Raw genomic sequence first — 16,275 nt, 5'->3', positions numbered from 1 at the left:
ACCACCCATCGTTAAGTACGAACCGTAACAGTTTACCAATAACATTCGTAACCCACTGATAACAGACCGGTACAGTTTTAATAGCTTCTAAATCAAATACATATATTGACAAAAATCACAGCCACTCGCCACTAAAGAGCCATCAGATGACCAAGCGCACCACTTGCTTTTAAGAGAGCGAGCTCTAAAGTTTTGAAGCACTGCCATCCTTCATCAGCGATGTCATGTAATGCTTCACTGCTAACACAGCACCCAAGAGGCTTTTGATATGTCTAACTCGAAGAAGCAATCCAGATCGTCCTATCCAAACACTCTTCAAAGCTATATTTTGCCGTTTCATCAGCTAACAGAACACATGATGTTTGAAGGAAAATTATTGACCACAGACCAACTGAGCCGTATCAACAGTAGCGTTGCCGAGTCGGGATGCCTAAGGGATCAAGCCCTACTAAGCTTAATCAATTCTGGATTACGTCCGGCCCTATTTCTGCCAATCAAAGTACGCCATATAACCCACGAAACCAACGACGATCAAAAAATAGAAATAGAGTTAAAAAAAGCTCGCAACAGCTATATCTCAAATCGTACTACCATAAAAGACGGCAGTACCATATATGAGCACATCCAGGCATCGAGACTGTCACATGACGAATACCTCTTTGCATCAGACAAAGATGCAAACAAACCTATGACCTCGGCCATGCTTAGCCAAATATGCACCAACTGGGCTCGCGCCGCCGGAGTTGAGCCAAGGTTGGGAAGAGCGTCAACCATCTACTATTCGGCTATGCTCAACAAGTTTTGCACCTACGCGAAGCATTATAACTATTCAACTACTGCACTAAACCTCAAGACAGGACACGACATCCGAGCGACCTCGGGTGCTTACTCCAACCCAAAAGACATTAAAAAATAGCTGATAATCCCCACGTCATCTGGAATGAAATTGAGTAATCGGGGGCATGAACCCTGAAACCCTTGTTCGATGCCTCTCGAAACCTTAGATCTCTATGACCGCAGGCACTAGTAAAAGACTTACCGTTTAAATAAATATCTGAATCGCCCCTGGTTTCGTAGACACCTCCAAGCCTCATAATGAGGCCCAAATAGGAGGTGCCATGAGTCGTCAGCGTTACCCCGAAGAATTCAAGATCGAAGCGGTCAAGCAAGTGACCGAGAAAGGCAAACCTGTCGCCGATGTCGCCCAGCGCCTGGGCATGTCCGTGCACAGTCTTTACGCCTGGATCAAGGTCTACAGCAAGCCCCAAGAGCAGCGTCAGCAAGACGACGATCAGCAGGCCGAACTGCGCAAGCTACGCGCTGAACTCAAGCGCGTGACGGAAGAGCGAGACATCTTAAAAAAGGCCGCCGCGTACTTTGCCAAGGAGTGCGGCTGAAGTACGCCTTCATCAAGAAGCACTCGACTGATTACCCGGTGCGGCGCCTTTGCCAAACCCTCAAGGTGCACCCCAGCGGCTATTACGCCTGGCTGGCCGAGCCTCAATCTGCCCGAGCAAAAGAAGATCAACGTCTGCTTGGCTTGATCAAACACGCTTGGCTGGAAAGCGGAGGTGTATACGGCTACCGCAAAATTCACGATGACCTGCGTGAGCTGGGAGAGGAATGCGGCCGAAATCGAGTCAGGCGCTTGATGCAGGCGGAGGGGCTGCGTTCTCAAACGGGCTATCGGCGGCGTCCAGGGTTCTATGGTGGAAAACCAACAGTGGCCTCGCCCAACCACCTCGCGCGGCAGTTCAAGGTAAGTGAGCCGAACAAGGTCTGGGTGACAGATATCACTTACATCCGCACCTATGAAGGGTGGCTCTACCTCGCGGTAGTGCTGGATTTGTTCTCACGCCAAGTAATTGGTTGGTCAATGAAGCCAAGGATGTGCAGCGACCTGGCTATCGACGCGATGTTGATGGCTGTTTGGCGACGCAAGCCTCAGCAGCAAGTTATGATTCACTCAGATCAAGGTAGTCAGTTCAGTAGCTCGGATTGGAAAAGCTTTTTGAAGGCCAACAATGTAATCAGCAGCATGAGCCGGCGGGGAAACTGCCACGACAATGCCGTAGCCGAGAGCTTTTTCCAGCTTTTGAAGCGAGAGCGAATCCGACGAAAGATCTACACAACCCGTGAAGAAGCCCGAAGTGATATTTTCGATTACATCGAGATGTTCTATAACCCTAAACGCCGACACAGCAGTGCTATGCAGCTGTCTCCAGTAGAGTATGAGAAACGCTATTTCCTGAGCTTGGAGAGTGTCTAGAAAACCAGGGGCGATTCACATCAATAAATTAGGCGTTTACCGAACGCCTACTGGCACCTGGTCATTTACTGACATAGGATCGGCGAGCTCTTGTCACATTCACCACTCTCGCCTCCCCGTGGCTGTGGCAGCGTACGCGGCAATCGACCCCATCTTCGCCGCAGGTCGCATATCTAATTACTCACTTGTAGATTTGGTGACTAAAATATTTTGCATGGACGCTACTGAACTCACCGCGCTCGCTATTATTTGCGGTGCAGAACCGCCGCTCTTCCCTTCAGCAGCCCAGCGTGGAGAGATTTTTGGCGAAACCGCTTGGCAGATTGTCAACGACTATGGCTTCGAGAGTTGCTTCAAGCAAGTACACCCCTATGGTGATGAAGGCCGTCACTACACAATGCGACCGCAGGGTTTCGACTATGACCACTCAGAGCCTATTCCAGAAGCATTAGAAGCTATGCGCAAGTCATACAGAGCTATGGAGCCAGTGCAGAGGATTATGGTTCTTACCCTGCTGCATCTTTACCTTCAAGAGAGTGACAAAATCTTCCTTACCGGTGGATGCCCTACCAAAATTTCTGCGGCGGAAGCTCTCAAAGTCCTGCGCCAGGACGGCCAGGCATTGAAAACGTGGGCTCATCTCGTCAGCCATTATGCTGGCTGGTGATCTCTTCGATCTGTGACAAACGGCTGACGCTCTTGGTGTGTTCAGCCGCTGTCCTGCAAGTCACAACGTGGAAGACCACCCGATTCTCTATTCGACTCCAATTTCGTGAATAAAAACCGCAGCCCCTGCGGGGAAAAGCGATAGGTCACCTACCCCCTTCAACCCAGTTAGATCCTATACCCGCACTTTCCCCATATGGAAGAGAACAGGTAGCGCAGATGGGTGGAAGCGCCCAGCCAAATCTGGAAAACGGAAGTGCAACCGTGTGCAGGTATGCGACCAGTCCAACCGTCTGACTAATCTCCAACCCAGGCGGCCTCTTCGATCCCGCAGCGGCGAAATGCACATGGCATGGGATAGAGCGCTGACAGCCCTGGCGAAGTGCGGTACGGTGCCCTGGGCAGCCACTCAACATAGCTATTCAGTAAATGATTTATTAAAAACGCGCTTGCAATGAATTAAATACAGGCTGAGAGAACCGATGGAAACCTTAACATTAGAAAAGATTGAAACACTGGCGATGAGATATAATCTGATTTTCGGCCCCTCAACAATCGCATCTGGCCCCAAGACAAAAACCTATAGGCTTGCCATTGGTTTCATCTTTCTTACAGTGATTCTCATGGGCGTATCGATCGCAGCGCAAGTCGCCGATTCGAATCTCACACTTCCCCTTAGCCTTACTGCCGCCATCTTCGAACTTGTCGCATTATACTTACTGGCGCGCAGGTACGAACCGCAATACCGGCAGTTCATGCTCAGAAAGCATCGCATTCTAGGTAATGAAAGCAATTTCTCAAAAAGCAAGCTCGAAGACTATAAAACAGTTTGGTTAAAGCGAAACGTTAATGCACCCGAGGCCTCTTATCTAGAGATCGTAGAAAATCTCAACAAAGTAATTGGCCTAAGCAAAAGCTTCAAAGAAAATGCGCTTACTCTTGGAGAAAATATTCTTAATCACATATTTAGCTTCAAATTGTTTCGCGGCTTTTTTACCCTTGGCTTTGTCGGGCTCGCAATGAATGCTACGTTCCGAATACTGGACAACAATGAGAGCTTGAAAGTGCAAGCAGCTCCATACCTTCATAATCTCACAGCGTATACTGTTACCAGCATCGTTCTTACCATCTATAGCGTGGTAGTCTTTGGCATGGTTGCACTAGCCTGGAGAGCTTCGCGGGACTTCTACCTAGAGCGCCGTAAGGGAAAGTGCTCCAAAAACACCTTAAACTTTTTTGTTCAAGCTCTGCTAAAACGGGCCACCTTACCGATCTATGACGCAAGATTACCCTTGAAGGCAGCGGCTTAAATTATGCGCATAACCGATCGATGGTGGTCGCCACTCAGTACAGCGTAAGCTCCAGTGCTCCCGCTAGGACGCAGCCACAACCTTGGTGAATCAGGCGGAGGGCATAGACTGGAGTTCCCACCCTCACAGCGGACGCGCTCACCTAGGCGGCCGTTGTCTCGGGACAGACCCAGCAGGCCCTCTCAACCCTACCAATGCCGACGAGCAGTGGTTGGGGAATCTGAGGGATAGCCAGGAGTCTAGGGGGCACTTGATTCGGCGCCCCCTACCGCCTCATTAGTCACGCCTCCCGATCATGCGGCTTCCTCAGACTCGTTATTCGCCTTCGCTCGATTTACTTCCCAAGGCAAAGCAGGCTGAGAGCGGTTTTTTTGTATTTGCCCTTTGCAAACATGTAGATCTGAAGCTCCTTGAAGCGTCGCTTCCTCCCGGATATCTCATAGGTGATCAGGAACGCTATCAGCGGCTTGTTGGCGGTCTGCCAGCGCTTGCAGATCTGTTCAATTGTGACCTTGAGCTTTCCCTACCCTACGAGTCTGGATAAAGGCCTTGGCGACGATTCAGCCGGCTTCTTCGAGCCCGAAGTTTCAATAGACTCGGCTCAACCTCCCTCGTCAATGTTCCTGGTGACGGGCCGAGTTTGCGCATAGAAGCCCTTTAGCGATGCGCCCCACTTGAACCCTCCCCTCTCGATCTGGCAATGTAATTTCGCGCTCGTTCTTGGCCACTTATGATGAGTAGGGTCTGCCCGGAGAATTCGGCGCACGCCACTCGTTGCCCCATTAGTCGAAGCATGGAGAAGTGATGCGAATTTTTATCGACGAGTCAGGATCGTTCGCCTACGCAACCGATAATAACGCCTGGAGCACCATCGGAGCAGTGGTCATCCTCGACGAGGCGATGGGCGCTGCTGAAAGTGCGCTCCAACAGTTCAAAGTAGAGAATGGGTTTACAGTAACTGACGAGGTAAAGCTCGGAATGGCTGGCAACGAGCTGAGCTACTTCCGGCTGCTAAATCGGCTCGCACAGCTAAATTGCACATTTTATGGACTGGCGACAAACGCTCACCTCAATACCCCCGAAGCTGCGCGCCGACACAAAAATCAAGCTGCTGAGGCGCTGGTGAAGCATATCGACAAAATGGTTCACCAAAGCATGAAGGACAGTATTCTGAACCTCTCCCAAAAAGTGCTAGGCCTGTCAGATCAGCTCTACATTCAGTTCGCAAGTCAAATCCAATTGATGCACTACATAATTTCTCAGGCGGTAATTTACTACGTACAAAGGAGCCCGGAGTCATTGGGTTCATTTGCATGGCGCGTGGATCAAAAAGAGCCTACACGAAAAACTGAGTTTGAAACCGTATTCGAAGAGCTCAGCGCACCGTATCTACAGACGCTGTCTCTAGATGACCCACTCATAATGATCGAAGGTTTCGATTACAGCCACATGGCGAAGTATAATTTTGAAGAGCGCCCAACCTATCTCCAAGAGCAATACGGAATTGATGTTGACCTGAGCGATGTGTTGGATATCGGTAAATTAATTAGAGAGGATTTCCAATTCGTCGATTCTCAGAGTGATTTCGGTATCCAATTGGCGGATTTACTAGCCTCAGGGTTGAGACGGTGTCTGAAAAAAGGATTCAAAGACAACCTCAGAGCGGCGGCTTTTTTAGGGCGGCTAATGGTTGCTCGCGGACGCGGTCGGCATCCCTTGCTGCTGCTATCGATGGGCGAGGAAAAGGTGCTCGACAAGCCCACCGAAAGGCTGGTCAAAATGATGAAGCGACAGCAACGACCTATGATTCGTGGATGAGTCATCGGTAGGAGCTCGCACATGTCGATGACAACCACTTTGTCAGCAGTGGTTGCGTCTGCGCCCTTTGACTGAACGTACTCATCGAGCTGGTCATACCCGGCAACCCGCCCTTCGCAAACCAGGTCGTCATAGCAAGCGACAATGTCCTCCAGGCCCGTATCCGAGCGTGTCATCAGCACTTTCATCTCAGGGTCGAACGCTTGCAGCAACTGAATCAACTCACCAACCTTCATGTACTCACCCCACTCCGCGACGATGACCTGACGCAACTGCTCGCCCTCTCTCCCGCAAGCTCAGGATAGAAGACCTAGCGACGACTCAGCCGGGCCTCTTCGAGCCCGAAACGCCGATGGCTATGACCAAGCAGCTTGCCGCACCGTGCAGACACCAAGCCTTAACTGATGACAGAGCCGTCGATGGCCATGATGGATCTGAACGCTACACCATGAGCCTCAAAACCAAGCTTCGGCCACTCTGACCTGTAATCCAGGCAATCATGATGATGTCCATGCACGACCATTTTTGCGCCCATTGCCTGGGCTAGTTCATCGATCTCTGAGAAACCGTGAGGGTGGCAGCTGGGAGCCTCATGGCAGACCAGAATGTCCGCCTTCTCCATAGCGAGCGTGAAGTAGTCGTCCGGGTAGATTGCAGAAAGCGCGTGCTGCTTCTTCGTCGCTACGATGTCTTCGTGGTGAGGTCTGAGCGCCAGACGGTCGAGGTAGTCTGCGTAATTCTGGATGCCGGTATCAGGGCTGCCTGGTAGCCAGACTTGCGACTCGAATGTGCCACCCAGCCCCGCTATGCGATGGCCAGCAATCTCCACTACCCGACCATGCAAACTGCGATCTGCGAGACTGCTTCCATGGAGGTTGTGCCAGTAAGCAGGCCTATCACTGTCATGGTTACCGTGGATGAACCAGACCTCGGTGATATCAAGGATTGGCCGCAGGTTCATGTCTAGGGGCAAGCTGCATTCGAGGTCACCCAGGAACACCACTGCCTCGGGGCGATGGAGCTTCACCAGCCTGATCACATGGTCAAAACGCCCATGTACGTCGCCCAGAAACCAAATCACTCGTTTCCCCCACGCATTCCTATATCACCACGGTGTAAACGACTTGATGATTTCGGTGATTTGCCTCCAGTAGCGGAGCACCAAATAACCGCTGATGACAATCGCCTCTGGGAGCGCCACGTAAGCCACAACGGGGCACAAAACGATCATCGATGCCGAGGACGAGCAGCACTCCGAGGCTGAGGAGCGCGCACGGTATGAAAATGAACGTGAGATTAGCGAGAGCCACGCTAGCCACAGAGATCACATCCATTAACGTCCTGAATAATTGTGATGCTACTCGAGATGCGTCCTGCTCCGTAGACCAATCCGACCAGCACATTCGGTCGCATGATTTTACAGCGACAGGTAGCCTTTGCGGGAAAGGACGAGCTCGATTGAGCTTCACGTAGGATCGCGCAGAGAGGCGTACCAGTCAGCATAGGGCGTTTGACCGCCCTCTTGCGGTTGTAGTCGGGCTGCCGTCGTTCCACCAGACAGGCCCTCTCTCACCTAAGGCCACTTTAGCTGCGTTGACCTTTACTCGTGCATTGCGAAGCTGTTCCGCATCATTCGAGGCCTTCGCTTCTTTCACGGCTCGCCGTGCCTGCATCAGGTCGTGCACGAGGTGCTGACGCTCTGCATCAGGCAGCGCGGGATTGCTACAGCGCCAGAGCTGACCTTTGACTACGAAATAGCGACCGTCTGGTGTCGTTGGATACATAGCGCGGGTCTCAAGGACTGATAGATATCAAGACAACCAAAGGCCTGTTGTGACTGCAGGATTTTACCTGTAAGAGCGAGCACCGTGGCACGCTCGAGGGCTCGCGGCCATCACCATTGTTCAATGGCTTATACAGGTTTCGGACTGGAATGTGTTTATACCCACAGCGCTCGCTGATGCATGTGCCAGGCATGATTTGCGATGCTTCCCCCTAAAATCAGCCACCAACAACGCAGCCTGGCTAGCGATGATGTTATGGCCTTGGATGGCCCACATCTGAACACAAATTCTTCGATAGCCGAAAGGGAGGAGTCATCCGGCGCCTCTTTTTTGAGGTCTCCAAAAATGTGATCCCTTAGGTATTGAGACGCTCAAAAAAAACTAGTAAGGTCAAGAAAAATAATGGCGTATGGCCATCACACCAAAGGGATACTGTAGTGATAATCGGCTTACTATTCAGAAACTTTAAATGCTATAGCGGCATCAATTATATCCCCGTTTCAATCGGTCATCATTTCAGCGCCTACATAGGTGAGAATGGTGCAGGAAAGAGTTCAATTCTAGAAGCACTTGATGTCTTTTTCAATGGTGGGCAATGGAACGTAAATAATGACGCTTTGGTAGGCGGCCTCTCAACTCGAAAGCCATTCATATGTCCGATATTTCTCCTCGAAAAAGACAAATGGACTTCCTTTGCAAGGACTACTAAAGAAAAAGAAGCACTATCTTTAGTGGAGAATATAAGCAAGGTTCTCTGGAGTGCAACCACGGATTCTTTCAACGCGGCCCAGCGAGAAGACGCCGCCAAGTTCATACAACATCGCGACCTATTAAAAACCAAAATAGATCACAGCCAATATTTCCTTTGCGCCTTTGGCCAAGAGTACGAAACAACTGAAAAAAGATATATCTCAATTTTCGGGTCGATCGCAGAGCTACAGAATGTCATCGCAACAAACTATAAACAACACACTCCAACTAAAGACTATTTAATAAGCGAAGCGACAGCTGCAATCAGCAAATTCGTTCTTCCACACTACACCTATATTTATACCCCCGCGGAAGTAGACGTAGAGAAATATACAAAAATTGAAAGCAGAGCTGTCCAGAAACTATCAGGAAAAAACATCGAGACAATTCTACGCAATGTTATTAGCGACACCACACTTAAGGACATCAATAAAAAGCTAGCCACTTTTATCGCTGAAATTCAAGAAACTTTAGGTGATTACGAGTACAAAAGACCTCAAAAGCGTCAGTCAAACTTGACCTTCTCCGACTTGAGCTCCAAAGTAATCGAAACCTACTTCAATATCAGAGTACTAAACAAGTCTCACGGAAAAACGCGAACCCCTGTCAGCCAGTTGAGCTCCGGCGAAAAAAAGAAAGCACTAGTAGATATCGCATTTGCCTTTCTCAAAAATAATGGCGACCTAGGCCGCGAGGTGATATTTGCAATGGACGAGCCTGAGGCGTCCTTGCATACAGGAGCAATTTTCGAACAGTTTGAGAAAGTTGCGGCGCTGGCAGACTTGAACATTCAGTGCTTAGTCACCACTCACTGGTATGGTTTTGTACCAACGCTAGCAAAAGGTGCAGCAATAAACATTCTAAAAACTGCTCAAAGTATTGAGACATCACTGATAGACCTATCTTTTTATAGAGAAACCGTAAGACGACAAAAGGAGAGTAGCAAGGGTTTGCTTCCAGCAGATATCGGCCTCAAGAGTACAAACGATCTCATTCAGACCATTATGTCTTCCCTACGAAAAAAAGAACCCTATAGCTGGATTATCTGTGAGGGCACCTCTGAAAGAATTTACTTTGAGCAATATTTCAGAACCGAAATTCTTAGTCGCAAACTAAAAATTCTTCCGGTAGGCGGCGCTAAAGAAGTCAAGAAGATCTTTGACTACCTAGAGCTCCCTATAAAAGAAGACGGCAAAGAAATATATGGCAAAGTATTTTGCCTCATTGATACGGATGAACAGCAAATTGAGTGCGACTGCCCCGATTATAAAAATCTGAAATTACGACGGTTACTCGATTTAAATGGCAATATAATTTTAGTAAAGGGCAATGACATTCGAAAAACCCCACCAACCGAAATTGAGGATGCATTGGACGCTGAAATATTTCTAAAAACATTAGCCGCACTAGCGGTAAATGACCCACAAGTAGACGAACTTTTTAACAAAATACACAAGCCAGATTTCAGCAAATGCGCTCGCTCCGCTTTTGATTGGCGCTCATCAGAATACATTCAGCTAAAAAACATATTCAATCAAGAACACATGAAGTCAACATTCGCGCACACCTACATACAGGAACTAACAACTGAAGAAAACACCCCTCCAGCTTGGATTGAGGAAATTAGACGCGATTTAAAATAAATAGTCATCCTCCGATATATATCAGAGGATATGCTTTAACATGACGAGCACGACGCGGAGTCTTATCAGCACGAGCCGTAGCAGCTGCACGGCTGCTAGCCTGCGGATCCAAGATATTATCTCGCGAAGGCTGTAGCCGTATTGCTTAGCCGTTCGGGGCCCGAAAACGGCTAAGCCTCGCTCTCATGGGGCGATAACGATTCGCGGGCGGCTACTAGCCTTGGGTACAAACAGAGGCCACCTTCCCGAGTGCAGGCATGACTAACGAACCTTTGGCCAAAACATGCATGCATTCGCGACTTTAGCTCTGTGCTGCCATCCGCTCCGATTGGTGAATGGCAGGCTTAGGCAATGCCATGCGAAGGCTTTCACGATACTGCTCCGCCGGCGCCTCATGGGTGACCTCGACGACAGCATCATAATTATCCCGAATGACCCTCTCGATCTCAGCGATGTCAGCCCGGAAGAACTCTTTGCGCCCGTTGACCTTGTTTAGACGACCAGAAGCGAAGTGATCTTGCAGCTTGGCTTCCAACGCGGGAGCATTGTTCGAGAACACCATTGCATGCACGTCGAACCAGAATGGCACCGATGCATCACCCAGCTCATCTACCCGATCCATGGGCTCTAGGCGGCGAGTCATGCCGATCTTGTAGATGCCCTCTCCGAAAGCCCCTAGGTTTGAGATCACGTACACATAACCGGCTTTGGCGTTCTGCTCGCGGTAATCAATGAGCTTTTCTTCGCTCTCGAGCTCGGCTCGGCCAGCCTCAACTTCGGCCAGCTTCACCAGCAACGCTGAACGCTCCTCATCAGATTGCACCTGCTCAAGGCGAGTCTGAAGATCACGCATAGCAGTCGTGAAATGCTTCCGCTCCTTGGCGATTTTCTCCCGTGCAGCACGGAACTCTTGCTCGAGCTTTTGCTGCTCCCGCAGCTCTTCCCGGGCGCGTTTTGCCTCCTCCTTTTCCTCTTGCTTCTTGATCTGGAACTCATGGGCAAGGTGTAGCTCATCGAGCTTAAGGTCGAGGTAGACCCCAGAAATCTCTACGCTCATGATCTTGCCTAGCCGGTTGCAAGCTTCAAACGATTTGAGGATTCGCTTCTCTCCGAGCTCGACGTTGTCAAATTTCACGTTCGCCACGCAGGCATCAGCTTCGTTGTTGAACGAGCGAATCACCAGCTTGATCATGTCGTTGACCAGCTTCCGGCCTTGGGTCTGGCTGTTGTTCACCGTCCAGTTCATGTTGCCGGTGGCCGCCTGCCCATTCTTGATCAGGACTTTCTGACGATCACGAACGTAATCCAGTCGAGCCTTGTACTCCTGGCTGCTGGTTAGCTTGAACTTGGGCTCATAGAGGGCGAAGCTTTCCAGGAGCAACGTCTCTTCCCAAACGAGTATCTGCCCCTGCAGATCTGTGGAGCGCTGTGCGAGAGCAGCCAACTCCCTCTGCGCACGTTGGGTCTCTTCGCGTATACCCGAGAGCCTGGCTTGCTCTTGCTCAATCAGCTGCTGGATATTCACTACGTCCATGGCGCCGATTTTCGTGACGAGCTCTTGCAGTTGCGAATGCTGTACCTGAAGCTCTGCAAGCTGTCTTTCAAGAGCTTCAGCACGCTGTCGATGGGCTGGGCCTTTCAGATAGTCGCTAAACGACATGGGATCCTTCCTCGTTTGAATCGAATGCTTTGAGTGGGAAAGCACGAGGTAGATATGGATCGCCCTACAACGACCTGCCGTGCGGAGCATTTCTGGCGTTAGCTCAATGCACCTCTTCCCTGCTGCGAATGAGCGTAACCGGAGTGAAATCAGAAAGCCATCATGAAGACAGATAGGGTGAATAGGTTTACGAGTGACCAGCGGTGCTCATATCAAGCTGCTGCCTAGCTTCACTCAACTCCACCTCCGCTTGCCGTAGCTTATTCTTGATGCCCGTCCACATCAGAACCAAGGTGGCAATTTTTTCGCGAGAGGCGCTTAACTCCTCGCCCATCACAAGCAGCTCACTCTCAAGTAGAAGGCACTGGTGCTCGAGCAACTCCTCTCTCGAGAAAAACCCGAAGCAGTCGTCCTGGGTCTCGTGTGAATTCTTCATAGCGCTCGTCACCGCATGGAGTACAAATGTTCTCCCTCTGAGCTTAGCGAGATACACTGTATGCATCAACAGTGAGTCGACGCAGGGGAACGCTCGTCACACCTCCTCGCTGTCCTGAACAGAGGAACATTCAGACTGAGGCAGGCCGTGACCTCTACGTGGCGTTACTGAGGACGAGCACATATGGAGGAGTTGCACATGTCACTGAAGTCATCATTCGCCATCGTGCTGCGGACGCTTCGCACCAGGCGAAAAATCTCGCAACGCGACTTCGGAGATATCAGCCGGACTTTCCTTTCCAAACTGGAAGGCGCCCGATCAAGCCTAACGCTGGACAAACTTGAGCAGGTGAGCCACCGGCTTGAACTGAGCTCATTGACGTTGCTGACCCTTACCCTGAGCCAGGAGTCTGGTAGAACTGCCGCAGAACTCATCGATGACGTCCGCTCAGAAATTGAGAGATTGGAACGCGATGGGGATGTGCCGGGCTTAGAACAGGCTGCCCGTCAATCGTGCATACCGCTGGCGTCGTAGGCACGGCTAACACAGATGTGCCCTCCAGCATCATGAATCACAGGCAGTATTCCTGCGAGTCGCCCGCTGGGTGTCGCATAACCTCAATCGCGCCCGGACGCCGCTGGTGATGAGATGGTCGGCCAAGGTTCGTCACTGCTCCAGGTTTCTTCAACGATCGTTCTGAACACGTCACTGAGCCCTGGGTATCTCCCCGTCCCTTGCAGTACTTGGACGAGCGCGCGCAGATCCTCAGCCTCTTGAGCTGTCAGGATCAAGTCACAGTAGTGCAGCCCTTCTGTGGCTTTTGTGAGCTGAGCTTTGTAGTCGTCCTGCATGAAAAGGCCTCTATGTGCGCCGGCGGCTACCCGTTTGCATGCTGGGTAGAAGAACCTCAAAGCTGTTCAGGATCTATGCGAGTAACCGACTTGTGTTCGTGCGACCCACTTCTTTTCAGCGCCGCCTGCATATCGCAACCTGCCTGGTCTCAGCTCAAAAAAATTGGGGGCAGCTCTAAATTTGTTCACGAGGGCAAAGCTAGCCGGCCTGACGGCCGAAGAAAGCGACTTTTACCAAGCATCCTACCCAAAGTCTGGTGATCAACGCGTGCTGATGGTCAAAAAATAGACAGGATTTTCAGAGCGTAAAGGAATGGCAACAGCGGAAGCAGTAGGAGTGAAGCCTGATTTGGCGAGGGAGCCCGAGAGCTCGCTGCTTTTTGTTGATTACAAAATATATACTCCGTCTCGCAAAAAAAATTTCAAGGGGGTGTTTTGAAATTATTTTTCGTGAGCCCTTTTCTAATCCCCTGTCATCTACGCAAAAACGCCTGCTCTGCTGGGCGAACCAGCTCTAGCCGCACACGATCAGGCATCGCTCACATCCCGCCTTGGCGAGCTCAAAAGGCTCTGAACTGATGGCGGTTTCGAAACCGGCATCGAGTCAGTACGTCTATCCGCTTGAAGAGCATGGAGTCATTGATCCTCTGGAGCCTCTTCTATCCGCCCTACCGAAAGCAGACTCGCGATCCTGCATAGCCAGCGGGGCTACGCATGTGGTGCCGTTACTGATGGGCTCAGCAGATAAGACCTCGTTCGCAAGCCATAAAAAAACCTCCGAAAGCGGAGGTTTCTTCAGCCCTTACGACTTACTTAGAAAGCCAGCTTTCTACTTCATCAGAACCGTATTCAGCTTTCCAGGATTTCAACTTCGAGTGGTTGCCACCTTTGGTCTCGATCACTTCGCCCGTGTGGGGGTTCTTATATTGCTTGACTTGGCGAGCGCGACGCGGAGCTTTCTCAACCACTGCAGGCGCAGCACGGCGACCAGATTGCGGATCTAGTAGGTTGATGATGTCACGCAAGCTGAAGCCGTACTTGGCCAGCAAATCGCGCAGTTTAGTCTCAAACTCGATTTCTTTCTGAAGCTCGCTGCTGCCCTTCATAGCTTCCAGCTCAGCCAACTGGGCTGCCAATTTTTGCTCAAGCTGACGAAATTCGGCCAATCGCGACATGTGCATCACTCCGTAATGTGTAGTTGGTCTTAAGAGAATCCTAACGCAGGTTAAGTTCAAACCCAAATGAAAATCAGGGCCACCAGTCATCGGCTTTCTTACTGCTGCTCCAGTAGCCGTATTCTGAGCTCGGCAAGTCCACGGATAGGTCAATAACTTTTCGGATATCTACTTTTAATGGATCAAGCAGCTCTACTTGTTGTGTAGCCCAGCTAACCCACATTGCCATTGCCATTTGAGTTGCTTCGTCCCGAGGCGAGGCTTCAATTGTCGCCTGGATGAATGCTCGCAGCCGCTGAGCGCGCTCCCAGCTTTCTAGATTTTTCGTCAAATTCTGACGCAGCTTGTCCAACCGACGCTGCTGGTCGATTCTCTCTGTGCGCACTCGCTCCTCCTCTGCCCGCCGACGGCGACTAGCCTCATCGGATGATCGTTGGGCTTTCACGGAAGCGGCAATACGAACAAAGCCCGTAAGGATCTGACCAAGCTTCGATTCGAGCTTCCCTGTTTTGCTGTCCGTCCAAGTTTTTTGAATCAGTACTTCGGATCGCGCATCGACGATGAGGGAGAATACGCCAGTGGGCTCCCACCCAAAGCGAGCGGCCCTCATCGCGGCAAAGTCAGGCTCCCATCGCTGCCCAGGCTTGATAGGTTTGGAAGCAGGCGGTGGAATATCGAAGCGTTTTATGCGCTCCTGGATCGTGATCAGTAGCTCTTCCCCGTCGACTCGCACGAAACTACCTTTACTACCTACACCCCAGGTGTAGCCCAGCGACTCACTGGCTTTGATCAAGGTGTCATAGAGAAGCGCGCAGCGATCCATCTCATTTCGGAAGATGTGCGAGTTCAATACCTTTGTTTTGTCGAATACCAGTGCATTATTGAGCTCTTTGGCCTTCCTCGCTGCACTTAGCCATTTTTTTACCAACGGATGAGGGTCAGATAACTCCGTGGGCACCATCAAGATTTTAGGGTCTTTGATAACATTTTCAGGCCTCAGCCTGGCAGCCTTCTCGACATTCAGAAAGTGAAAAGTGACAGGCGTGGTAGAGGCTGGAGGCTTTGGACGACGCGGGCGTTTCGGGGCTGGCTTGGCCCAGTGCCCCCGGGTAGGCAACGTGATCCCCGCTTTGCGGCAGGCCTTCGACAAGCCCACATCCGAGACACCTATTTCCTTTGCGATGATGAGAACAGGTCGCTCCCACACCATTTCAAATAGCTGTTGAGGTGTGAATGTCTTTTCAACGTACATTACTCACCCTTTGTGGCATCCAAAGCGTTGTACCAATCAGCGTATGGCGAAAGGTCTACCCGACAGCGATTGTAGTCCGGGCTGCCGTCGTCCCACCAAACTGGCCCCCGCTCGCCCAGACCCACTTTGGCAGCATTCACTCGCGCACGCGCAGATTTCAGCATGCTCGAATCGTCAGCGCGCTTGGCCTTTTTGACATCTCGTCGAGCATCCATCAGGGCATGCGCAAGGCGTTGCCGCTCGCATTCACTCAATGAAGGATTCGTGCTGCGCCAGAGCTGACCTTTGACAACGAAATAGCGTCCGTCTGGTGTCGTTGGATTCATAGCGCAGATCTCGTGAGCGATACATCAAGGACACCAGAGATGACTCAACAGCTGCATGCTAGGGGTAAAGGGCCGCCACATGGCCTGAATTCTCATTAGTGAAGGCAGCGCAACCTCCCGGCTGGATACACGAGATGGAGCAACAGCTTTCTCTAGAGCCACGGAGCACATTTGTACTCCAACCTCTTCCTGTCACTGTATCCACCAATCACCCTACCCTGCGTGTTTTCCGGAGCACCTTTGAGACAGGGTATTATCGATGGCTGATCACTGAGAGACACAGGCAGCGTATGACTGAACATAACCAGCACGACGTACCGTCAGGCGCTTTGACG

The 16,275-nt window shown here is 50.9% G+C and carries 12 protein-coding genes; 7 read left to right on the top strand and 5 right to left on the bottom strand.

Annotated features, from left to right (window positions below; translation table 11 throughout):
• Positions 1 to 268 precede the first annotated feature (268 nt).
• The 5 genes from GST84_10470 (at position 269) to GST84_10450 (ending at position 6,063) form a co-directional block, all read left to right on the top strand.
• A complete protein-coding gene (locus GST84_10470) occupies positions 269 to 916 on the top strand; it encodes a hypothetical protein (protein ID XGB12771.1) in 648 nt (215 codons plus the stop codon).
• 202 nt (positions 917 to 1,118) lie between these two features.
• Positions 1,119 to 2,269, top strand: a protein-coding gene (locus GST84_10465) for an IS3 family transposase (protein ID XGB12770.1) whose coding sequence is annotated in 2 segments (ribosomal slippage) — positions 1,119 to 1,353 and positions 1,353 to 2,269 — 1,152 coding nt in all. Because the reading frame shifts where the segments join, the coding sequence is not laid out codon by codon here.
• Positions 2,262 to 2,936: a hypothetical protein gene (locus GST84_10460; protein XGB12769.1), complete on the top strand. Its 675-nt coding sequence runs from the start codon at positions 2,262 to 2,264 to the stop codon at positions 2,934 to 2,936. The genes GST84_10465 and GST84_10460 overlap by 8 nt, the downstream gene beginning before the upstream one ends.
• Before the next feature lie 481 nt (positions 2,937 to 3,417).
• Entirely contained in the window at positions 3,418 to 4,245 is an 828-nt protein-coding gene (locus GST84_10455; GenBank protein XGB12768.1) for a hypothetical protein, read from the top strand.
• Between the two features lie 804 nt (positions 4,246 to 5,049).
• Positions 5,050 to 6,063, top strand: coding sequence for a DUF3800 domain-containing protein (locus GST84_10450; GenBank protein ID XGB12767.1), 1,014 nt, complete (start codon positions 5,050 to 5,052; stop codon positions 6,061 to 6,063).
• A 397-nt stretch (positions 6,064 to 6,460) separates the two neighbouring features.
• On the opposite strand, the gene GST84_10445 is transcribed toward GST84_10450, so the two are convergent.
• Positions 6,461 to 7,144, bottom strand: coding sequence for a metallophosphoesterase (locus tag GST84_10445; protein ID XGB12766.1), 684 nt, complete (start codon positions 7,142 to 7,144; stop codon positions 6,461 to 6,463).
• A gap of 1,140 nt (positions 7,145 to 8,284) precedes the next feature.
• Here GST84_10445 and GST84_10440 point away from each other — a divergent pair.
• Positions 8,285 to 10,240, top strand: a complete 1,956-nt coding sequence (locus GST84_10440; GenBank protein ID XGB12765.1) for an AAA family ATPase — start codon at positions 8,285 to 8,287, stop codon at positions 10,238 to 10,240.
• 301 nt (positions 10,241 to 10,541) lie between these two features.
• On the opposite strand, the gene GST84_10435 is transcribed toward GST84_10440, so the two are convergent.
• Positions 10,542 to 11,900 (bottom strand): DUF4041 domain-containing protein, encoded by a 1,359-nt coding sequence (locus tag GST84_10435; protein ID XGB12764.1) that lies wholly within the window; start codon positions 11,898 to 11,900, stop codon positions 10,542 to 10,544.
• A 634-nt stretch (positions 11,901 to 12,534) separates the two neighbouring features.
• Between GST84_10435 and GST84_10430 the strand changes: the two genes are divergently transcribed.
• Positions 12,535 to 12,870, top strand: coding sequence for an XRE family transcriptional regulator (locus tag GST84_10430; protein XGB12763.1), 336 nt, complete (start codon positions 12,535 to 12,537; stop codon positions 12,868 to 12,870).
• A gap of 83 nt (positions 12,871 to 12,953) precedes the next feature.
• On the opposite strand, the gene GST84_10425 is transcribed toward GST84_10430, so the two are convergent.
• The 3 genes from GST84_10425 to GST84_10415 all read right to left on the bottom strand — a co-directional run bounded on the left by GST84_10425 (position 12,954) and on the right by GST84_10415 (position 15,614).
• Positions 12,954 to 13,187, bottom strand: coding sequence for a hypothetical protein (locus GST84_10425; GenBank protein ID XGB12762.1), 234 nt, complete (start codon positions 13,185 to 13,187; stop codon positions 12,954 to 12,956).
• 809 nt (positions 13,188 to 13,996) lie between these two features.
• Positions 13,997 to 14,362 (bottom strand): H-NS histone family protein, encoded by a 366-nt coding sequence (locus GST84_10420; GenBank protein ID XGB12761.1) that lies wholly within the window; start codon positions 14,360 to 14,362, stop codon positions 13,997 to 13,999.
• A 73-nt stretch (positions 14,363 to 14,435) separates the two neighbouring features.
• Positions 14,436 to 15,614 carry a hypothetical protein gene (locus GST84_10415; GenBank protein ID XGB12760.1) on the bottom strand — a complete coding sequence of 393 codons (1,179 nt, stop codon included), beginning with the start codon at positions 15,612 to 15,614 and terminating at the stop codon, positions 14,436 to 14,438.
• Positions 15,615 to 16,275: the final 661 nt, after the last annotated feature.

The organism is Pseudomonas putida, from assembly GCA_041879295.1.
GTDB lineage: Bacteria > Pseudomonadota > Gammaproteobacteria > Pseudomonadales > Pseudomonadaceae > Aquipseudomonas > Aquipseudomonas putida_Y.
This window is presented reverse-complemented; position numbering and strand designations above follow the sequence as displayed.